20 protein-coding genes and 1 riboswitch are annotated in these 20,369 nt (G+C 63.8%); of the genes, 14 read left to right on the top strand and 6 right to left on the bottom strand.

Annotation, left to right across the window (positions count from 1 at the left end; all coding sequences use genetic code 11):
• Positions 1 to 134 precede the first annotated feature (134 nt).
• Positions 135 to 905 carry a CPBP family intramembrane glutamic endopeptidase gene (locus BKX98_RS08855; RefSeq protein ID WP_073706946.1) on the top strand — a complete coding sequence of 257 codons (771 nt, stop codon included), beginning with the start codon at positions 135 to 137 and terminating at the stop codon, positions 903 to 905.
• Between the two features lie 3 nt (positions 906 to 908).
• Complete coding sequence (locus BKX98_RS08850; RefSeq protein WP_073706945.1) at positions 909 to 2,108, top strand: MFS transporter; 1,200 nt, start codon at positions 909 to 911, stop codon at positions 2,106 to 2,108.
• Positions 2,109 to 2,150: 42 nt separating this feature from the next.
• Here BKX98_RS08850 and BKX98_RS08845 read toward each other — a convergent pair whose 3' ends face one another.
• A complete protein-coding gene (locus BKX98_RS08845; RefSeq protein WP_073706944.1) occupies positions 2,151 to 2,984 on the bottom strand; it encodes a hydrolase in 834 nt (277 codons plus the stop codon).
• 190 nt (positions 2,985 to 3,174) lie between these two features.
• On the opposite strand from BKX98_RS08845, the gene BKX98_RS08840 reads away from it, so the two are divergent.
• Entirely contained in the window at positions 3,175 to 4,479 is a 1,305-nt protein-coding gene (locus tag BKX98_RS08840) for an MATE family efflux transporter (protein ID WP_073706943.1), read from the top strand.
• Between the two features lie 88 nt (positions 4,480 to 4,567).
• Here the strand turns inward: BKX98_RS08840 and BKX98_RS08835 are convergent, their stop codons facing one another.
• Positions 4,568 to 5,203, bottom strand: coding sequence for a GntR family transcriptional regulator (locus BKX98_RS08835; RefSeq protein ID WP_073706942.1), 636 nt, complete (start codon positions 5,201 to 5,203; stop codon positions 4,568 to 4,570).
• Positions 5,204 to 5,327: 124 nt separating this feature from the next.
• Here BKX98_RS08835 and BKX98_RS08830 point away from each other — a divergent pair, with 124 nt between their 5' ends.
• The 6 genes from BKX98_RS08830 (at position 5,328) to rraA (ending at position 11,045) form a co-directional block, all read left to right on the top strand.
• On the top strand, positions 5,328 to 6,647 hold the full coding sequence (locus BKX98_RS08830; RefSeq protein ID WP_073706941.1) for an MFS transporter: 1,320 nt from the start codon (positions 5,328 to 5,330) through the stop codon (positions 6,645 to 6,647).
• Positions 6,648 to 6,680: 33 nt separating this feature from the next.
• Complete coding sequence (locus BKX98_RS08825) at positions 6,681 to 7,901, top strand: alpha-hydroxy acid oxidase (protein ID WP_073706940.1); 1,221 nt, start codon at positions 6,681 to 6,683, stop codon at positions 7,899 to 7,901.
• A 56-nt stretch (positions 7,902 to 7,957) separates the two neighbouring features.
• Positions 7,958 to 8,551, top strand: a complete 594-nt coding sequence (locus tag BKX98_RS08820) for a DUF308 domain-containing protein (RefSeq protein WP_073706939.1) — start codon at positions 7,958 to 7,960, stop codon at positions 8,549 to 8,551.
• Between the two features lie 38 nt (positions 8,552 to 8,589).
• Entirely contained in the window at positions 8,590 to 8,883 is a 294-nt protein-coding gene (locus tag BKX98_RS08815) for a hypothetical protein (protein ID WP_223308794.1), read from the top strand.
• Positions 8,884 to 8,973: 90 nt separating this feature from the next.
• On the top strand, positions 8,974 to 10,485 hold the full coding sequence (locus BKX98_RS08810; RefSeq protein WP_143181074.1) for an amino acid permease: 1,512 nt from the start codon (positions 8,974 to 8,976) through the stop codon (positions 10,483 to 10,485).
• Between the two features lie 83 nt (positions 10,486 to 10,568).
• The gene (gene rraA / locus BKX98_RS08805; RefSeq protein ID WP_073706937.1) at positions 10,569 to 11,045 is read left to right on the top strand and encodes a ribonuclease E activity regulator RraA; all 477 of its coding nucleotides are present in this window, start codon (positions 10,569 to 10,571) and stop codon (positions 11,043 to 11,045) included.
• 16 nt (positions 11,046 to 11,061) lie between these two features.
• Here rraA and BKX98_RS08800 read toward each other — a convergent pair whose 3' ends face one another.
• Positions 11,062 to 11,370, bottom strand: a complete 309-nt coding sequence (locus BKX98_RS08800; RefSeq protein WP_038993088.1) for a hypothetical protein — start codon at positions 11,368 to 11,370, stop codon at positions 11,062 to 11,064.
• A gap of 112 nt (positions 11,371 to 11,482) precedes the next feature.
• Positions 11,483 to 12,052, bottom strand: a complete 570-nt coding sequence (locus BKX98_RS08795; RefSeq protein ID WP_073706936.1) for a CGNR zinc finger domain-containing protein — start codon at positions 12,050 to 12,052, stop codon at positions 11,483 to 11,485.
• 114 nt (positions 12,053 to 12,166) lie between these two features.
• Here BKX98_RS08795 and BKX98_RS08790 point away from each other — a divergent pair, with 114 nt between their 5' ends.
• From BKX98_RS08790 to BKX98_RS08775, 4 genes are all read left to right on the top strand, one after another.
• Positions 12,167 to 13,144, top strand: a complete 978-nt coding sequence (locus BKX98_RS08790; protein ID WP_073706935.1) for a DMT family transporter — start codon at positions 12,167 to 12,169, stop codon at positions 13,142 to 13,144.
• A 131-nt stretch (positions 13,145 to 13,275) separates the two neighbouring features.
• Positions 13,276 to 14,799 (top strand): GMC family oxidoreductase, encoded by a 1,524-nt coding sequence (locus BKX98_RS08785; RefSeq protein ID WP_073706934.1) that lies wholly within the window; start codon positions 13,276 to 13,278, stop codon positions 14,797 to 14,799.
• 154 nt (positions 14,800 to 14,953) lie between these two features.
• Positions 14,954 to 15,406, top strand: coding sequence for a MarR family winged helix-turn-helix transcriptional regulator (locus BKX98_RS08780; protein ID WP_073706933.1), 453 nt, complete (start codon positions 14,954 to 14,956; stop codon positions 15,404 to 15,406).
• A complete protein-coding gene (locus tag BKX98_RS08775; protein ID WP_143181073.1) occupies positions 15,403 to 16,431 on the top strand; it encodes an FUSC family protein in 1,029 nt (342 codons plus the stop codon). Before BKX98_RS08780 ends, BKX98_RS08775 begins: the two co-directional genes overlap by 4 nt.
• Before the next feature lie 13 nt (positions 16,432 to 16,444).
• On the opposite strand, the gene BKX98_RS08770 is transcribed toward BKX98_RS08775, so the two are convergent.
• Together BKX98_RS08770 and cycA are read right to left on the bottom strand one after the other, a co-directional pair.
• Positions 16,445 to 16,768 carry a 4a-hydroxytetrahydrobiopterin dehydratase gene (locus BKX98_RS08770; protein ID WP_083586714.1) on the bottom strand — a complete coding sequence of 108 codons (324 nt, stop codon included), beginning with the start codon at positions 16,766 to 16,768 and terminating at the stop codon, positions 16,445 to 16,447.
• A 161-nt stretch (positions 16,769 to 16,929) separates the two neighbouring features.
• The gene (gene cycA / locus BKX98_RS08765; RefSeq protein WP_073706932.1) at positions 16,930 to 18,432 is read right to left on the bottom strand and encodes a D-serine/D-alanine/glycine transporter; all 1,503 of its coding nucleotides are present in this window, start codon (positions 18,430 to 18,432) and stop codon (positions 16,930 to 16,932) included.
• A 319-nt stretch (positions 18,433 to 18,751) separates the two neighbouring features.
• Positions 18,752 to 18,850: riboswitch (glycine riboswitch) on the bottom strand.
• A 421-nt stretch (positions 18,851 to 19,271) separates the two neighbouring features.
• Between cycA and puuE the strand changes: the two genes are divergently transcribed.
• The gene (gene puuE / locus BKX98_RS08760) at positions 19,272 to 20,198 is read left to right on the top strand and encodes an allantoinase PuuE (RefSeq protein ID WP_038993093.1); all 927 of its coding nucleotides are present in this window, start codon (positions 19,272 to 19,274) and stop codon (positions 20,196 to 20,198) included.
• The last annotated feature ends 171 nt before the right edge of the window (positions 20,199 to 20,369 follow it).

Below are 20,369 nucleotides of genomic sequence, written 5' to 3'. Positions count from 1 at the left end.
CGCGGAACATTTGTCCTGGAGCTCGGCCCGCTCCGCTCGTTCACTGACCACACCTGCGAGGTCTTCGGTTTCGCTTGCGTGCGTCAAACCCCAAACACAACGGATCCCCAGCCGAGGCAGATAGGCTAGGGGATATGCATCAGCTGCCTGACTACCCGAACTATCCTGTTGTTCCCCGACGCAGACAGCGTGTATTCGATGCAGGACCGTTCACCAAGGGCGACCTCTGGACAGTCATTGCCTACCTCGTCTTCTTTGTCGGCGGCGCGGCAGCCCTCATCGGCTTGATCCCCGGCTACATGAGTGCCTTCTCGACCCAGGAACAGGCGTTGTTCGGGATCAACCTGATCCTGTACGTCACCTTCTTCATTCTTGCGATGATCCAGTGCGGGGCGCAGTTCTTCGAATCGTTCAAGACCATGCGGTACCACCCCTGGGCCAAATGGCTGATGCTGCCCGGAGGCTGGTTGTTGACCATCATGGTCAACGGGATCATCGCCGCCTTGACTGGCCAGGTGGTCACCAGCGAGAACCAGGCAGCCCTGGAATCCATGGCCGGAACCGTGCCGCTGCCGGTCATGCTGGTAGTGACCGCGCTCTTCGGCCCCTTCGTCGAGGAATACCTGTTCCGCCATCTGCTCATCGGCAAGCTGTCGCGCAAGCTGAACGTCTGGCTGTGCGCATTGATCTCCACGGTGCTGTTCGCCAGCATCCACTTCATTGGGGCCGGCATCGGATCCTGGCTTGAAGTGGTGCCGTACTTCATGCTGGGCGTCATGATGGCCGTCGCATACATCCTCAGCGGCAAGTCGCTGGCCTACTCCTACATGCTGCATGTCATCAACAACACCGTGGCGCTGCTGGTGGTCTACCTGATCTACCCGCTGCTTCCTGCCGGGGTCTAGGCAGTGGCATTTACCGGGCTCGAACCGAATACCCCCGCCTACCGCGGCATGCTGCTGGCGCTTTTTGCCGGGGGTGTCGCCACCTTCTCCCAGCTGTATGCGGTGCAGGGGCTGCTGCCCGTGATCGCCAGCTACTTCGAGATCACCTCCTCGCGAACAGCGTTGGCCGTGTCCTCGGCAACCCTGGGGCTGGCCTTGGCGGTGACTCCCTGGGCGATCATCTCCGACAGGGTCGGGCGCCGCAAGGTCATCAGCATCGCCCTGGTCTCTTCGGTTGCCCTGGGAATGCTCAGCTGCCTGGCGCCAAGCTTCGAGTTCCTGGTGGCGATCCGCTTCTTCGAAGGCATCGCCCTGGCCGGAGTGCCCGGTTCGGCACTGGCCTTCCTGGTCGATGAGGTCAATCCGCGCGCCGTTGCGGTGGCCAGCGGCACCTATATTTCCGGCACCACCCTGGGCGGGCTGGCCGGCCGCCTGGTTGCCAGCTTTGTCGCAGACCCTGCGGGGTGGCGCTGGGGCATCGCTGCCGTGAGCATCATGGCCGGCCTGGCGACGCTCTTCTTCCTGCTCAAGGCTCCCAGCGCGCAGGGCTTCGCTCCCATCCGGGACCAGAACTTGGGCAGCATCGCCAGGAAATTCGCGCAGGCGTTGCGCGGCAGGATGGCGCTGGTCTATGCACAGGGCTTCCTGCTCATGGGCGGCTTCGTCGCCGTCTACAACTACCTGGCATTCCGGCTGGAAGCACCGCCCTACCTGATCCCGGCCTCGTGGGCGGCACTGGTCTTCCTGGCCTACCTCTCGGGGACCTACACCTCGGTGGCCAGCAGCAAGCTCGTGGCCAAGGCCGGACGCCGCAATACGCTGCGCATCAGCATCCTGCTCAGCGCAGTCGGCCTGCTGCTGACGCTGGCCGGGAACCTGGTTGTCATCATCGCCGGGCTGCTGATCTTCACTGCCGGCTTCTTCGCCGCCCACGCGGTGGCCAGCGGGTGGGTTCCGGTGCTGGCAACCGGGGCCCGCGCCCAAGCCTCCAGCCTGTACAACCTGTTCTACTACGTCGGCTCATCGCTGCTGGGCTGGCTCATCGGCATCCCGTTCCTGCACTACGGGTGGGCCAGCGTGGTGCTCTGCGTGGGAGCACTGCAGGTGGTTGCCCTGATCCTGGCCTCCTTGCTGTCCAGGACGGATCCATCCCTGCGCCGGTAAATCATATTCCGCACACGGAATACTCATTTTCTTCGCAGATGATCAGGTCAGATGGTCGAATTCTCCAGATGCCCAGCGTGCATAGCGTTCGGCCGAGAACTGCACTACCCGGTGCGCATCGGCCCGGATGCAGGAAGCGAAGTTGTTGTAGAGGCGGTCGAATCTTTCCGGCGCCAGCGTCGCGGCCAAGCGCCGAACCACAGCAGCCGAGAGCGGAATCCGGTTGGGATAGCTGCGCAGGAACGTCACGTTGCCATCGGCCACAGGAAAAATCGCGTCACCGGCCAGCATGACGCCACGGCCATCGGCACCTGCTTCCCAGATGGCCACCGTGCTGCCGGGGAAGTGGCCGCCGAGCTGGATCAGCTTGATCCCGGGCAGCACGTCAAAGGGTTCGGACCAGGTAGTGATCGCGTCCGATGAATACTGGACCCACGCCTTATCCTTCTCGGCGACGAAGATCGACGCATCGCCCAGCGCCTGGCTGTACTGCTGCTGCACCCCGTACATATGCGGATGGCTTGCCACAATCGCCGCGAGCTTTCCGCGGCTCCTGAGCCAGTCAATGATCTCGCCGGTAATCAGCCCCGGCACATCGAAGAGCAGGTTGCCATCGGTGGTCTCCACGAGCAGCGAGCTTTGGCCAATGCCGATCTCCGGAGAAGATATGGCGCTCAGCCCCGGTTCGAGGGAGGTGATGGTCAGTTGGTGCCCGGCCGCTGCCAGCTCTTCGGTGCGCACCCAGCGCTGGGTGCCGCCGGGAATGTATTGGCGTTCATCGGCGCAGATGGGGCACGGGCCGGCAGGTGGAGCGCCCGGCGGGAACTCCACGGCGCAGCCTGCGCATTGCCAATGGCCGATCTGTTCTTCTCCCATGGATGAATCCGTCTTCTATTGATGGTGATGGTTGCGTCTTGCTTGCCATCCAACCTAGTGCCAGCCCCGGATGCAGGAAAGAGGACGGCATCTGCAATCTCCGCACCCGGGACGCAAATGGTGAAACTGCACGCCGCTTCGTAGAGTTGGGGTTGTGAATCCTTCAACCCCCACCGAATCCCCGCGGAGCATGGGCCGGCAGATCCTTGCCCTGGCCGTTCCCGCGCTGGGCGCGCTGATTGCCGAGCCGCTGTTCCTGATGGCTGACTCGGCTATTGTCGGCCACCTTGGCGTGGCCGAGCTGGCCGGCGCCGCCCTGGGCACCACGGTGCTGCATACGGCGGTGGGGCTGATGATCTTCCTGGCCTACGCCACCACCCCTGCAGTGGCCCGCGCCCTGGGTGCCGGCGATCCGGGCAAGGCCATGGCCGCAGGCCGCGACGGCATGTGGTTTGCCGTCGTCCTCGGCCTGGTGCTGTCGCTGGCCGGATACTTCGGTGCCGGGAGCCTGGTGCGTTTGATGGGCGGCGAAGGGGAAACCGCGCAATTCGCCGTGGACTACATCAACTATTCGATGCCCGGCCTGACCGCGATGCTGCTGGTCCTGGCAGCCACCGGCGTGCTGCGCGGCATGCAGGACACGAAAACGCCGCTGGTCGTGGCCACCGTCGGCTTCGGACTGAATATCGTCCTGAACTTCATCCTGGTCTACTGGGCCGACATGTCGGTAGCGGGTGCCGCGCTGGGAACTTCGATTGCCCAGTGGATGATGGCACTGGTGTATTTGTGGATGATCCTTCCAAGGGTCAGGGCTCAAGGGATCTCCCTGGCACCGAGCTGGTCCGGGTTCATTTCCACCGGGCAGGTCGGCTCCTGGCTGATGCTGCGCAACCTGAGCATGCGCGCGGCCTTGCTGCTCACCGTTCTGGTGGCCACCAATGCCGGCGACCAGACGCTGGCCGCGCACCAGCTGGTCTTCACCATCTTCAGCTTCCTGGCCTTCGCGCTGGACGCTTTGGCCATCGCGGCCCAGGCCCTGATTGGCCAGGAGCTGGGCCGCGGGGATGCCGAACAGGTCCGCAAGCTTACCGGCATCATGAGCCGCTGGGGCATCTACTTCGGCGTGGCCACCGGCATCCTGCTATTTGCCACGTCGTGGGTTTTCCCGATGATGTTCACGCAGGATGAGCAGATCCGCCAGCTGACCACCATCGGGCTGTGGGTGCTGGCGTTGTCCCAGCCGTTGTGCGGCCTGGTGTTCGTCCTGGACGGGGTGCTCATTGGAGCCGGCGATGCCCGCTACCTCGGCTTGGTCGGTGTGCTGAACCTAGTGGTCTACGCACCGATGCTCTGGGTGATCCATGTCTTCGCGCAGGACGCCACCTCGGCGATCTTGTGGATCTGGGTAGCCTTCGCCCTGGGCTACATGGCGGCTCGCGGTGTGACCCTGTCGCTGCGCGCCAAGAACACCGCATGGATGCGGCTGGGCAGCTGATGGCCGGCCACCTGGCCACCCGATGCCGGTTGCTCCGGGAGCTGCGGCTCCCGGTCAAAGTCCGTTTGGCAGTCGGTGGGCTCGGCGGCTAGTGCTGGCCGAGCATGGCGGTGCGGATGGATTCCAGGTGCAGCGCCATGGCCTCGGTGGCCGCGGCTGGATCTGAATTCTGGATGGCGTTGAAGATCGCCCGGTGCTCGGCCAGCTCGTCCGATTGGGACATGTACGGCTGCATGGAAGGCAGTACGTAGTGGGCGCGGGCGGTTTGCGCGAAGCAGTTTTCCAGGCTGGCTACCAGGCGCGAATTGCGCGAGGCCGCCGCCAGTTCGCTGTGGAAGCGCTGGGCCGCATGCATGGAGGCGATGGGATCGCTGACCGACAGCTTCTCCTGGGCCTCCAGATGACCGGCCAGGGACACGACGAGCGCCGCCGAGTGCATGCTGGCCACCTGTCCGGCCACATGCGGTTCGAGCAGGCTGCGCAGCTCTAGGACTTCGTAGACATCGTTCAGCGAAATGGCGCACACCAGATAGCCCTTCTTGGGCAGGATCTGCAGCAGGCCTTCGCTGGTGAGCTGGCGCAGGGATTCGCGTACCGGGGTTTTGGAGACGTCGAATTCCTGGGCGAGGGCCGGCTCGATGATCAGGGTGCCTGGGGCGAGCTCCCCGCGGTTGATGCGTTCGCGCAAGGTGATGGTGAGCTGTTCGGAGAGTGAGCTGGCCATGATTCTCCGATTCTCCTGCGCGTAATGTAGCTACCTGATCTAGGTGCCGTTCTGGGCAACACTCTAGTCTTGGCTGAAATATATTTCAGGAATCTTACGGGAACACTACTTCATCGCAAGGACTATGACTGTGCCGATCACCCAGAACCCAGCCAGCGGGCAGCAAGCGCGCAACCGGCGTCGAGCCCTGTTCGCCTCCGTCTTCGGCACGGCCATCGAATGGTATGACTACGCGCTGTATGGCGCGGCCGCGTCGGTGGTGATCGGCCCGCTGTTCTTCTCCGGGGCCGGTGGCTCGGCGGCCTCCATCGCCTCCTTTGCCACCTTCGCGGTGGGCTTCGTGGCCCGCCCGCTGGGCGGAGTGGTCATCGGGCATCTCGGGGACAAGTTCGGCCGCCGCCCAGCGATGCTGCTCTCGGTCATCCTGATGGGCGTCGCCACCGTGGGCATCGGCCTGCTGCCCACCGCAGCCAGCTGGGGCGTATGGTCCGTGGGCCTGTTGGTGCTGCTGCGCCTGATCCAGGGCTTCGGCGCCGGCGCCGAGCTGACCGGGGCAATGACCCTGGTAGCCGAATACGTGGAGCCGAAGAAACGCGGCCTCTACACCTCGCTGGTGCTCGCCACCCCTCCGCTGGGCATTGCTCTGGCCACCGTGTGCTTCTTCCTGGTCTCGCTGGCCGGCGACGAGGCCTTGCTCGGCTGGGCCTGGCGCATTCCCTTCCTGATCTCGGCGCTGCTGTTCGTGGTGGCCATCTACATCCGCAACAAGCTGGAGGAAACCCCGGACTACGCCGCCGCCATGGCCTCGGCCCGCGCCAGCCAGCAGCAGGCCAAGCTGCCCATCGTGCAGGTGTTCGCCGGGCACTGGCGCCGGGTTATCCTGGGCTTCCTGGCCATCACCGGGCACAATGCGGTGAACTACATCCTCGCGGTCTTCGCGCTGAGCCTGATGGTCACCAGCGGCATGGAACGCAGCCAGGCGCTGCTGGCGGTCACCCTGGGCTCGCTGGTCTCCGTGGTGCTCACGCCGGTCGGCGGCTGGCTGGCTGACCGGTTCGGCGCCTCCAAGGTGCTGGCTGCTGGAAACATCTCCGGCCTGGTCCTCGCCTTCCCGATCTTCGCGATGGTCTCCACCGGCGAATTCGCCTACGGGCTATTGGGCATCGCCGCCGGCTACGCACTGGTGATTCCGTGCACCTCAGGTGCCCAGGGCGCCTTCCTCACCGAGCTGTTCCCCGTTTCGATCCGCTTCTCCGGGATCGCCCTGGCCCGCGAACTGAACGGCGCCATCGTCGCCGGACTCTCGCCGCTGATCGCCGCCGCGCTGCTGCAGGCAGGCAATGGCTCCATCGTGATGCCGGCCGGCTACCTGGCCCTGTGCTGCCTGTCCTCGGCCGTGGCGATCTTCATCGGCACCCGCGCGAGCACGCGCAACCTGTACTGAACCAACGCATTTCCACCGAAGAAGGAACAACCAATGGGTAACCTCAAGCGCCAGCTGCCGGACGTCGCCGAACTGGTCAGCCTGATGAAGTTCAAGCTCCCCACCACCGATCGCCGGGCCGCCCGCCTGGCCAGCGCCGCTGACCTCTGGGATCTGCGCAGGATCGCCAAGCGCCGCACCCCCGCCGCGGCCTTCGACTATGTCGACGGCGCCGCCGGCCGCGAGATCACCGCGAGGCGCGCCCGCGAGGTATTCGACAACGTCGAGCTGCTGCCGCGCATCCTGCACGGCACCGCGCACTCGGACCTGTCCACCGCCATTGCCGGTGCGCCATCGGCGCTGCCTTTCGGCATCGCGCCCACCGGTTTCACCCGCTTCATGCACTCCGAGGGAGAAATCGGCGGATCCAGGGCTGCCCAGAAGGCCGGGATTCCCTTCAGCCTGTCCACCATGGGCACCCGCTCCATCGAGGAAGTCGCCGCGGCGGCACCGGAGGGGCGCAAGTGGTTCCAGCTCTATCTGTGGAAGGACCGCGAGAAGTCCAAGGCGCTGGTGGAACGCGCGGCCGCGGCAGGCTTCGACACCCTGCTGGTCACCGTGGATACCCCGGTAGCCGGCCAGCGCCACCGCGATGCCCGCAACGGCATGAAGATCCCGCCCGAGCTGACGCTGAAGACCGTCTTGGATGCCTCCTACCGTCCGGAGTGGTGGTACAACTTCCTGACCACCGATTCGCTGAAGTTCGCCTCGCTATCCGATACCTCGGCAGACCTGCCGACCATCATCAACTCCATGTTCGATTCCTCCTTGGACTTCGACGACCTGGAATGGATCCGCGAGCTGTGGACCGGCCAGCTGTTCGTCAAGGGCGTGCTCACCCGCGAGGACGCCGCCAAGGCAAAGGCTGCCGGTGCTGACGGCCTGGTGGTGTCCAACCATGGCGGACGCCAGCTGGACCGTGCGCCGATTGCCTTCGAAGCGCTCAGCGAGGTGCGCGCCGAAGTCGGTGAGGGCATGGAAATCATCATGGATTCGGGCATCATGTCCGGTGCGGACATTGTCGCCGCACTGTGCGCCGGAGCCGATTTCGTGCTCATTGGCCGCGCCTACCTCTACGGCCTGATGGCTGGCGGCGAGGAAGGCGTCAGCCGTGCCATCGAATTGCTGGCCAAGGAAGTGGAAGTGAATATGCAGCTGATGGGCGCTGCCAGCATCAAGGACCTGGGCGAGTCGCTGATCCGCCGCCGCCGCTGACGTGATTAACTCCGGGCGAAGTGGCGGTTAGTTCTATGAGCGGTAGAATAGAGATTGTGCCTGCACCAAAAACCACCCCAGTCCAAGCTTCAGATGTCTTCCGCCCAGTGTTCCTGCGCGGTCTGGCAGCCCTGGCCTATGCCCTGATGTCGATTTTCTGGATCGGCGCAGATGAGAAGGTCGTGACCTACTCGACGGCAGCGTTCCTCGTTGTCACTGGCGTATTCATGTGGCAGTACGTATCGGTGGAAAGCGCTCCTGAGAAGTCGCGCGCCCCCTACGCACTGGGTGCTGGGCTGATGCTCATGGCTGGCATCGCAACCATCTTCGTCAGCTCGATCACCTGGGTTGGCTACGTGGCAGCGTTCGCCTTCCTGGCAGCCGGCATTGCCGAACTCGTGGTCTTCGCCAAGCTCCGCGAGGCCTTCCCGCCGTTCAGGAACCAGCTGGTGACCGGCGCGGTGGGCGTGATCTTGGCCATTTCGCTGTGCTTCAGCGGCGGCCTGGATGCACACGCATTGTTCGGCCTGATTGGCGGCGGCACCATTGTTCTCGCGGTCTTCGCGCTGATTGCAGCCTTCGGCCATCGCCACGAGATGAAGGCGGCCGCACCGGCCACGAACAATACCCCGGACCAGGGCAACAACTAGTCCTCAGGTCAGCAGCAAGAGTAGAAACGGAGTTTCTGGTGGGAAACAATAAGAAGAAGCAACCGTGGAGCCAGTCAATCAAGGGCCCACTGAGCTTCTCGCTGATCTTGGGCCTTGTCTCCGGCGTGGTCGGCCTGATCAGCTCCACCGGCGGATCGCAGAATCCACTGCGCTTCGACATCGGCTTGGCGGCCTTCGGCATCGCCTTCGTTGCCAGCCTGCTGGTCATCTCGGTGTTGACCATGGCAGCCAAGGAAAATGATCCTGACCTTGGAAAGGGCACCGGGGTCAACCGATCCTCTGCCAATCCGGACAAGAAGTTTGAAGACTGATAATAAAGCTTAGCCACGCGGCATGACGCGCTGGGACTGTCCATCCACAGATAGTCCCAGCGCGTTGTCGTTTGCCGGGTCGGCCAATCGATGCGAAACGCCTCCAGCACGCACCAAGGATTTCGAGTGAGCAGCACGAGCAACACAGAGCAGCACAGCCATACCCCATTGGGCACGCAGCTGCGGCGGCGCAAGTCCATCCAGGCGATGGCCAACGATGCGGTGGACAACACCGGACTCGGAACGCTCAAGCGCTCGCTGGGCGTCACCCAGCTGGTCATGATCTCGGTTGGCGCCACCCTGGGTACCGGCATCCTGGTGATCCTCGGATCAGCCGTTCCGGTCGCCGGCCCGGCGATCTGGATCGCCTTCGTGCTGGCCGGCATCACCGCGCTGCTCTCGGCGGTGTCCTACGCCGAAATGGCCGGCATGGTCCCGGTCTCCGGCTCCAGCTACTCCTATTCCTATGCCACCTTGGGCGAAGGCATGGCCTGGGTGTGCGGCTGGTGCCTGGTTCTGGAATACGCGGTGTCCGCGGCCGCGGTGGCGGTAGGCGCCGGGTCCTACGTGAACCAGACCCTGGAGATTTTCGGCCTCGCCTTGCCGCAAGCACTGGCCGCCGGCCCGGGCGAGGGCGGCATCATCAACCTCTCGGCACTGATTGTGGTCATCTTGGCCACCTTGCTGCTGGTCCGCGGTGCCCGTGAATCGGCCTTGGCCAACACCGTCATGGTGATCGTGAAGATCGCCATCCTCGTCTTCTTCGTGGTCGTCGCCTTCACCGCTTTCAATGCCGGCAACTTCGCGCCGCTGCTGCCCATGGGCGCCGCGGGCGTGACCGGTGCTGCCTCCATGGTCTTCTTCTCCTACATCGGCTTCGATGCCGCCTCGACCGCTGGCGAGGAAGCCAAGAACCCGCAGAAGGATCTGCCGCGGGCCATCATGATCGCCATGGTGATGGTGACCGCCATCTACGTGCTGGTTGCCGTGGCGGCCATCGGCGCCCGGGAATGGGAGTGGTTCGCCGATTCGGAAGCCGCCCTGGTGCAAATCGTTTCAGAGATCACCGGGCAGAAGTGGATGGTCCTGGCCTTCGCCCTGGCCTCGGTGATCGCGATCGTTTCGGTGGTGCTCACCACCCTGTACGGCCAAACCCGCATCCTGCTGTCCATGGGCCGCGATGGCCTGATCCCGCGCTTCTTCGCCAAGATCTCGCCGAGCACCCGCACCCCGGTCATCGGCACCTACGTCACCGGCGCGGTCGTGGCCATTGCCGCCTCGCTGATCCCGTTGGGCCAGCTGGCCGAAGCGACCAGCATCGGCACCCTCTTCGCCTTCTCGCTAGTGGGCGTCTCGGTGATCTACCTGCGCAAGACCCAGCCCGATATCCCGCGCACCTTCCGCGTCCCGCTGTATCCGGTGACTCCGATGCTGGGTATCGCTGCCTGCCTGTTCCTGATGTTCAATCTGGCCGGGATCACCTGGCTGGTCTTCGGAATCTGGATGGCCGTGGGCGCCGCGATCTATTTGGCCTATGGCCGGCGCAATTCGCGTCTGGGAGCGTTGGACTCCAAGGCGTATGAGGCGGAGCTGAACCTCTAAACCTTTTGTCATGCTCTGGGGTTGCGTGCGCTGAGGGCTAAGCTGTGTGGTGGACCACTATCGCAGCTCACGAAGGAAGCGACATGCACCAGGAACCGATCAGCACCGCCGACCTCTACGACCAGCATGGAGATGCGCTGCAGTCCGTCTCCTTGCAGTTCCAGGACTTTGGCGGGCGGCTGTCCTTCTACGGGCCGGCACGCACCGTGAAGTGCCATGAGGACAATGGCCTGGTCAAGGAAATCCTGAGCTTCCCGGGCAACGGCGCGGTGCTCGTGGTCGATGGGGGAGCGTCCCTGCGCTACGCACTGATGGGCGACATGATTGCAGAGAGCGCTGAAGCCAATGGCTGGGCCGGGGTCATCATCAGCGGCGCCGTGCGCGACCGGGCCGCACTGGCCGAACTGGAGCTGGGCATCAAGGCGCTGGGCAGCAACCCGCGCAAGACCGTCAAGCGCTCGCATGGCTCAGTCGACGAAGCCATCAGCATCGGGGACGTGAACATCCGTCCCGGCGCGATGGTGTACGCGGATATCGACGGGATTCTCGTCGAGCACTGATCGCCGACCGGCGCGGCTAGGACTTGTCGCCGGCGCCTTCCCACTCCGCCTTGAACTCGTCGGTGCTCAACGTTTCCAGGTCCTCGCGGATCTGGACGACCAGACGTTCAGCCTCCTCGAGGCTGGAGGTCGTGATGCGCAGGACTACCGAATCGTCTTGGCGCGAATGCACGACAACCTGCGGCTCATTCGCTTCGTATTCGGCATCGCCCAAGGCTGCCGATGCCAGGGCTACAACCCAGCGGGCGGCGGCTTTCAGCGGGCCGCTCTCAGCAGCTTCGATCCGAGCCTCGTAATCATCCGAAGCGTGGGTTTCCTGAGTCATGGCCTGCCCCTTCCACTACTGCAACTGCCGGTGTCCCGGTTGTGTGTTCATCATATGGCCCGCGCAAGGCAAAAGGCGAGGAGCATCGCCCAACTCGATCCAGGCCGGACGCTCAGCGGTCGGGCAGCTGCTGGCCCGAGCGCTTTGACGCCTTGCGCGCACGGTAGGCGCGCACATGCTCGCGGTTGGCACAGTTGCGGGTATCGCAGTACAGCTTGGAACGGTTGCGCGACAAATCCAGCAATGCCGCCTCGCAGTCCTTGGAGGCGCAGATGCGCAGCCGCTGCAAACCGCCGGAACGGATCACCTCGGCCAGCGCCATCGCGGCATCCACCGCCATCCGGTCGTAGAGCGGGGTGCTGTTGGTGGTGGCGTGCAGGTGGTAGCCCAGCGATTCGCTCTTGATCAGCTGCGGCTGGGCGTTGGCGTTGCGCAGGATGGCATTGACCCGGAACACCGATTCTTCTTCGGTGCCGATCCAGATGTTCTTCAGCTGGGAACGCAGCTGGCGGATGGAACGCAGCTCCGCCTGGTTGTGCGCGCGTGAGCCGTCGAAGTTCTCCGCGTCGAGGAACTCATCGAGATCAGCGACGGTGGAGAGCATATCCACGATTTGCACCTCGGTATTCAGCAGATTCACCACGGTCTTCAGCGACGCTTCGATATCTGGGGCAAAGGTCATAATTCGTTCCTGGAGGGTGGGTGGATTGACTGCCACTCAAGCCTAACCGTATCGTCATGCTCATACCCCCATTTGCCCCTGAACGGGGCATGAAATTCTGCGCGAAAGACCCTCATGAGCGACCTGCCTACCCCCGGTGCGCCTGCAGCTTCCACCTACGCTGCGACCAGCCATCCCAGCCAATCGAAGGGCATTTGGATTGCACTGGCCTCCTCGGCCGCCTTCGGGTTGTCGGGCTCCTTCGCCAAGGGGCTTTTCGAGGCCGGTTGGAGCCCTACCGCCGCGGTAGCTGCCCGCATGGCGGGCGCGGCGCTGGTGCTGGCCATCCCGGCGCTGCTGGCGATGCGCGGACGGTGGGTGCTGCTGCGCACCAACTGGGTATCGATTGTGCTCTTCGGACTCTTCGGGGTGGGCGCCTGCCAGCTGTGCTATTTCCTGGCGGTGCAGCGATTGGATGTGGGCGTGGCCCTGTTGCTGGAGTATCTGGCGCCGGTGCTGATTGTGCTGGTGCTGTGGGCCAGGCACCAGAAGCGCCCGTCCGTGGCGACCATCGCCGGAACCCTGCTGTCGCTGGCTGGGCTGGTAGCGGTGCTCGACCTGACCGGTACGACACGTATCGATCCGATTGGCGTGCTCTGGGGACTGGGCGCGGCCATCGGGCTGACCGTCTACTTCTTCATCAGCGCCAAGGTTGATGGAGCGCTGCCGCCGATCATGCTCTCTGCTGGGGGCATGGCAGTCGGTGCGCTGACCATGCTGGCCGTGGGAGGACTGGGCATCCTTCCCATGCACTGGGCTCCCGGCACTGGCTCTTTCGCCGGCTTCGAGACCCCGTGGTGGCTGGCGCTGACCGGGCTGATCCTGATCGCCACCGTGTTCTCCTACACCACCGGCGTGATGGCCGCGAGGGAACTGGGATCCAAGGTGGCAAGCTTCATCTCATTGACCGAGGTGCTCTTCGCGGTGCTCTGGGCCTGGCTGCTGCTGGCCGAGCTGCCCGGTGCGGTGCAGCTGTTCGGCGGCCTGCTGATCGTGGGCGGAGTGGTCCTGGTCCGCATCGACGAATTGCGAGCGGCCCGGATCCGCAAATAGCCGAAGCGGCCCCAAGCGGATACTGCGCACGCGTTGCCAATTGCTGTGCGCACGATGACAATGGAAAACCTGCTGACCTGTACAGACTGGGATAAATACATTTCGCAGCACCTCAAGGTGGAGGAGTTTCCATGGGCAGCAAGTCGGTCATTGTCGTCGGAGCAGGTTCAGCAGGTGCGGTCGTCGCGCGCCGGCTGGTGGACGCGGGAGCGCATGTGACCTTGTTCGAAGCCGGGTCCGAAGACACCAACCCGGCCATCCATGACCTCTCGCGCATGGGCGAACTGTGGCATAGCAAGGACGACTGGGATTATCACACGGTCCCGATGGCAGGGGCCGCCAACAAGCCGATGCACTTGCCTCGTGGCAAGGTGCTCGGCGGATCGCACGCGCTGAACGCAACCATCTGGGTGCGCTGCGCACCGCAGGACTACGACGACTGGGCCAAGGACTGCGGCGAGCAGTGGGCCTGGAAGAACGTCTTGCCGATCTACAAGGATATCGAGAACTTCTCCGGCGGCGCGAGCAAGTTCCACGGCACCGAAGGGCTGGTGCCGGTGGACAACGACTACGAGCTGGATGAAATCCAGCAGTCGATCATCGACGCGGCAGTGCAGTCCGGCATCGAGTTCAACCCCGACTACAACGGTGAGCAGCTGGACGGCGTGTCCAAGGAGCAGATCAACGTCGTTGGCGGCGAACGCATCAACACCTGGAAGGCCTACCTCAAGCCGGTGCGCGAGCGTCTTGAGATCATCACCGACGCCGAAGTGCACTCGGTGATCCTGGAATCCGGCACCGTGGTGGGCGTGCGCTATCAGAAGGGCGGGCAGCTGCAGGAGCTGCGCGCCGATGAGGTGGTGCTCAGCGCCGGCGCCTTGGGCTCCCCGCAGATCCTCCTGCGCTCCGGAATCGGTCCGGCGGCCGAGCTCCAGGCCGTGGGTGTCGAGCCGCTGCATGAGCTGGACCAGGTGGGCAAGAACCTGCATGACCACCTGCTCGCCCCGGTCATCGCCGAAACCACCACCCGGGACATTCCTGCCCCGCGCACCGGGGTCTCGGTCTCGCAATCGCACATGTTCTCCCGCTCCCGCGCAGACCTGGACCGCCCGGACACCCAGCCGATTTTCTTCGCCGTGCCAATGTACTCCCCGGGCATGGAACCGATCGAGGGCACTGCATTCACCCTGCACTCCGGAATCGTGACCCCGCACAGCCGTGGAGAAATCACCCTGAGCGGACCTGGACTGGAAGATCAGGTGAACATCGATTTGAATGCCCTGGATGATCCGCGGGATCTGGAGGCGTTCGTGTACTCGATGAAGCAGTGCCGAGCGATGGTCCAGCAGGACGCCTTGGCCCAGGACTGGGGTGCCCGGGAGGTGTACCCGGGCAATGAGGTGAAGAGCGATGAGCAGCTGGGGGAGTACATCCGCAACAACGTGGTGACCTACCACCACCAGGTGGGTACCTGCCGCATGGGCACCGATGCGCAGGCAGTGGTGGATCCGCAGCTGCGCGTCCGCGGCCTGGCCGGCCTGCGCGTCATTGATGCGTCGATCATGCCGAAGATCACCACCGGCAACACCAACGCCCCGGCCATCCTCATCGGCGAGATGGGAGCCAAGTTCCTGGTGGCAGACCAGGGGCTCTGAACGGCGGGGAGGCCAAGCCAAATCGTCCACCCGTCCCGCTGGATGGTGTTTGAGCAGAACGGGTGGGCGATGATGGCCGTCATTGCCATGTGAGATTCATCGATAAAACGCTTCTTTTTGAAATCGTTTCGAAATGAAATGATATTTTGGGGGAATGGCTGAACACCAGATTCCCCAGTTCCAATGGAACTCTCTGAGCTATCTCACTGCCCGCGCCGGACGCATCGGCACCCAGGAGCTGACCGAGCTGATGGAATCCGAGTCCTTGACCAGGCATCATTTCACCATAATCTGCGCGCTGGAGGAGTTCGGCGGCATCTCGCAGAATGACCTGGCGGCACGCTCGAATCTGAACCGTGGCCACCTGGTGGCCTACCTCGACCAGCTGTCCAGTCGCGGCATCCTGGAACGCAACGTCGATCCGGAAGACCGCCGCCGCAACCTCATTACGCTGACCGCCGCAGGCAGGAAGTTCGCTGCCCGGGCGATGGCCGCCGCCGAGCACAGCGAGGCCAAGGTGTTTGGCGCCTTGGATGCGCAACAGCAAGTCCAGTTGCGCACCTTGCTCCAGCTGGTCGCCGCCCAGGACGGGGAAGCGCAGCAGTGAAACGCCATCTGAAGGAAGTCATGCGGCGAAGCGTCATCGTGGCCCCGCACCGCCCGTCGCTCATCCCGGCATCCAAGGCGACGCTCAGCCTGGCCGTGCCGCTGATCCTCGTGGCAAGTGCTGGCCGGCTGGACTGGGCAATGTACGCCGCATTCGGCGCTTTCTGCGCGGTCTTCGGCCGCTTCGATGCCTATGCGCCGCGTTTCTGGCAGCAGCTCTCGGCAGGCATCGTGCAGCTGCTCGCCATGCTGCTGGGCACCTACTTCTCGCTCATCGATGCGCCGTTCCTGGTGCGCGCGCTGGTGCTGGCAGTTATCGGCTTCGGCGCCAACTACGTCTCGCATGCCGCACGCTGGATGCCGCCAGGACCAATCTTCGCGGTCTTCGCCGGCGGAGCCTGCCTGAGCCTGCCGGCTACCGTGGACAACTTCACCGGGGTGCTGCTGGCCGGCGGCGGCACGATGGTCTTCAGCATGCTGCTGATGCTGGGCCTCTCGCTGCGCAAAGCGAACCTGCGCCATACCCTTGGCTCCGGATTCAACTGGGCTCCCAGCGACCGTGCCATGCCGGAGTCGCTGCAGATGGGTTCGGGCGTGCTGCTCGCTGCAGTCATCGCCTGCCTGGTCGGCGACGGCCACTGGTACTGGGCCAGCCTCGGCGCGATCGCTGCGGTCACCGGCATCGATGCCTATGCGCGCGTGGCCCGTGGGCTGCAGCGCTGCGTGGGCACCTGCCTCGGGGTGGCGCTGGCTGCCGTGGTTTTCGCCTTCGATTCCCCGCTCTGGGTGGTCCTGGCCGCCGCGCTGGCCTCGCAGTTCATCATCGAGCTGGTGATCCTGCGCAACTATGCGGTGGGCATGGTCTTCATGACCATCTCCGCGCTGCTCATGGTCCACCTGGTCAGCCCGGAACCGCCTTCGTCGCTGCTCATCGACCGGATATCCATGACGGCGCTCGGCGCCGCTGTGGGTGCGGCGCAGAGCATCATCATTTCCTCGATCGTGTCCCGCCGCCAGCGCAGATGAACGGGGGAAGCGGCTACTGATTCCCGGTGATCACCTGGGCATCGAGCTTGCTGGCTTCGATGGAGATGTGGCGGGCCAATTGCATCTCGGGCGCTGAGAGCCGCTCAGGCTGGTTGGGCGCCAGACGCAGCTCCACGGTGGTGATCCGCCAATCCAGATGCGGATGCCGGTTGTCTTGCTCGGCACGCAAGCCCACCTGGACTATGAACTGCAGGGCAGTGCTGGAGGAATCGAAGCGGTAGGCGGCCCGCAGCCCCCGGTCATCACGCATCCAGTCGGGCAAGTCCGCCGGCACCTGGCCGGATTCGATGCGCGGCAATGGACCCGTTGATGTCATGGTTCTTTCCTCCTGAGGCAGCTTTTCGAAGGTAGCCAGCGCTTGCTGGCTGAACCAATGATGGCATCAATCCTGCAAGCCTCAATAGCGATCCCAGCGAGCACGCAGAAAGGCCCCGGCAAGATGCCGGGGCCTGGGCTGCGCAGCCGGTGCGTGCAGTGCTACTGGTGCACGTTTTCGTTGGCCCGCGGGGCAGCTTCCTGCTCGTGATTGGCGAAAGATTTCGCGTCACGGTAGGCGGCCGCTTCGTAGCGTTCGTGCGCCACCTTGGCCAGGTGCGCGGCGCGCAGCTCCTGGTGCTGCGGGTTGCGGCGGATGTACAGGTAGCCGGCGCCCAGGACCAGGAACCAGGCCGGGGTGATCAGCAGGGCGGTGAAGGTATCGGCCTGGGTGGTCAGTGCCCAGATGATGAAGCCGAAGAAGCCGAGCACCACATACGGCATGAGAACTCCGCCTGGCACCTTGAACTTCGAGGCATCGTGCAGGTGCGGGCGGCGGGCCCGGAAGACCAGGTAGCTGAGCAGGATGATGGTCCACACGAACATGAAGCACAGGGCCGAGACGGTGGTGACCAAGGTGAAGGCGCCCATCACCGAGTCGCCGCTGTAGAGCAGGGCGACGCCGGCCAGCAGGAACATGCAGGAGAACATCAGCGCGTTCTTCGGGACCTTGCGTCCGGAGAGCTTGGCGAAGCTCTTCGGGGCATCGCCTTCCAGGGACAGGCCGCGCAGCATCCGCGAGGTGGAGTAGATGCCGGAGTTGGCGCTGGAGGTGGCGGAGGTGAGCACCACGAAGTTGATGATGCCCGCGGCGCCGGCCAGGCCGGCCAGGGCGAACATGCCCACGAACGGGGAATTCTCGGCGGAGAACAGGTTCCACGGCTCGACCATCATCAGGATCAGCAGGGCGCCGACATAGAAGAACAGGATGCGCGCGGGAATCGAGTTGATCGCCTTGGGCAGCGTCTTTTCCGGGTCCTTGGTTTCGGCTGCGGTGGTGCCCACCAGCTCGATGCCCACGAACGCGAACACGGCGATCTGGAAGCCGGCGACGAAGCCCATGAAGCCGGTGGGGAACATGCCGCCGTGCGCCCACAGGTTGGCGAAGGAGGAAGTCGTGCCGTCGTGCTGGAAACCGGTGATGATCATGACCAGGCCGACCACGATCAGCGCGCCGATGGCCACGATCTTGATCAGCGCGAACCAGAATTCGGTTTCGCCAAAGGCCTTCACGGTGGCCAGATTCAGCACCAGCAGCAGTGCGATGCATGCCAGGGCCGGGATCCACAACGGGAGGTCGCCCCACCAGAAGGCGACATAGTGGGCGATGGCCACCACATCGGCGATGCCGGTGACTACCCAGCAGAACCAGTAGGTCCAGCCGGTGAAGAAGGCGGCCCAGGGACCGAGCAGATCTCCGGCGAAATCGGCGAAAGTCTTGTATTCGAGGTTGCTCAGCAGCAGCTCGCCCATGGCGCGCATGACGAAGAAGAGCATGAAGCCGATGATCATGTAGACGAAGATGACCGACGGGCCGGCGACCGAAATGGTCTTGCCGGAGCCCATGAACAGGCCCGTGCCGATAGCGCCGCCAATGGCGATCAGCTGGATGTGTCGATTGGAGAGCCCGCGCTCGAGAGTGGGGTCAGAACTGGTGGTACTCATGCTGGTTGCCTTCCAGGAGTGTGGCGTGGCGCCCCGAAGCTGATCTGCCTCCAAGCCGGGTTGGCTTGGAGCGCAGTCTCGCTTCGATGAACACTTCCGTTTCGGAGCAGTCCAGCAGGCTTGCCCGGGACGCTGCGCAAAGAGCAGGGACCAGGCCAGCCACGGGGAGTACCTCGAATCCGGTGCGCTCGGTGCGGCACTGTTCTTGGTCCCTCCCCAATCTGTATGTCGACCTGAGAGTTTTCACTTCGGCCCGATTACTGGGCGAAGCTTGCTCCTTCGGTGAGTGCGGCCGTGCCGCACTGCTTTCCAGATTTGCCTAGTCGTGGCGGTACGGGTGCCTGAGAGTTTCCCGGGGAGGAAATTGCTCCTACGGCGCCCGCCCATGGTGTGGGCGGGTCTCTCCCGCCACGCATCAGCGGCATATGTGGTGATTGCCATCACAGTATGCGCAGAAACCTCAACGTGGTGCAAGTCGTATTTTCACATTTTGGGCCGACAGCAACCGCGCAATCCCCGGGAACAAGAGATCACCTGCCGGAAATCAAGGATTTCTTGCTTCGTAACGAATAGCGGGCTTTCCCATGGTGCGTGCATCGGGGCCACGGCGGTGTTGCTGCCATAGGCACGCGACTGCCGATCCAGCAGAGGGCGAGGCCGGGGTGCTTCGGGTTGGGGAGACGTTTCACAATTCACCGTCTGCGGCAGGGTGTGGCAGGATGCACAATACAAACTTCCAGTCCGGGCCAGTCCGGTCTTCCGGCAGCGCGAGAAGCACTGCATCATCATGTATTTCCGAGCCTGCCATGCGTGCGGAGTGAACAAAGAAGGGACCATCCATGGGCGAATCTGAGCAAAAGAACGGCAATCGCGACTTCGTGGGCTACGGCCGCAAGAGCATTGACCCGCAGTGGCCCGCAGGTGCCAAGGTTGCGGTGCAATTCGTGGTCAACTACGAAGAAGGCGGCGAAAGCTGCGTTCTTGACGGAGACCCCGCTTCCGAGCATCTGCTCTCCGAAATCGTCGGTGCCGCGCCGTGGCCAGGACAGCGCAACCAGAATATGGAATCGCTCTACGAGTACGGCTCGCGCGCCGGATTCTGGCGTCTGCATCGCGAATTCACCGAGCGGAACCTTCCGGTTACCGTCTTCGGAGTGGCTGCCGCAATGGCACGCAATCCCGAAGCCGTGCAGGCCATGAACGAGGCCGGATGGGAAATTGCCAGCCACGGCTACCGTTGGCTGGAATACAAGGATTTCGATAAGGAAGAGGAACGCCGCCACATCCATGACGCGGTGAAGGTTCACACCGAAACGGCCGGTGAACGACCCTATGGCATGTACCAGGGCAAGCCTTCGGACAACACCTTGGAACTGGTCATGGAAGAAGGCGGATTCCTCTATTCGGCCGACAGCTATGCAGACGATTTGCCTTATTGGACCCAGACGAAGGAAGGCAAGCCGTTCCTGATCGTTCCTTACACCCTGGATGCCAATGACATGCGCTTCGCGACGCCGCAGGGATTCAACTCCGGTGACCAATTCTTCACCTACCTCAAGGATGCCTTCGATACCCTGTATCGCGAAGGCCAGGAAGGCTCGCCGAAGATGATGAGCATCGGATTGCACTGCCGCTTGGTGGGCAAGCCGGGCCGCATCGCCAGCCTGCGCCGCTTCCTGGACTACATTTCCGGGTTCGAGGACATCTGGGTAGCCCGCCGCGTGGATATTGCCAAGCACTGGTACGAGAACCATCTGCCGATGTAGTCGCCAAAGCAGGCAAGCACGGCCCTGCGGCGTCCAGGCGGCAGCGGTGCCGTGCTTGCCTGCCCGGCGGGGCACCAGCGGGGCGGTTGTCCCAAGCACGAGATCGTCTAGTGCCGAGCGTTCTTCGTGATCCATGGATCACGCCCGGTGGCATTCAGCAGGCTTGCCGGT

This window comes from Glutamicibacter sp. 0426, assembly GCF_001906485.1.
In the GTDB taxonomy this organism is placed as follows: domain Bacteria; phylum Actinomycetota; class Actinomycetes; order Actinomycetales; family Micrococcaceae; genus Glutamicibacter; species Glutamicibacter nicotianae.
The sequence above is the reverse complement of the archived record's forward strand: the minus strand, read 5'-3'. Positions and strand labels throughout refer to the sequence as shown.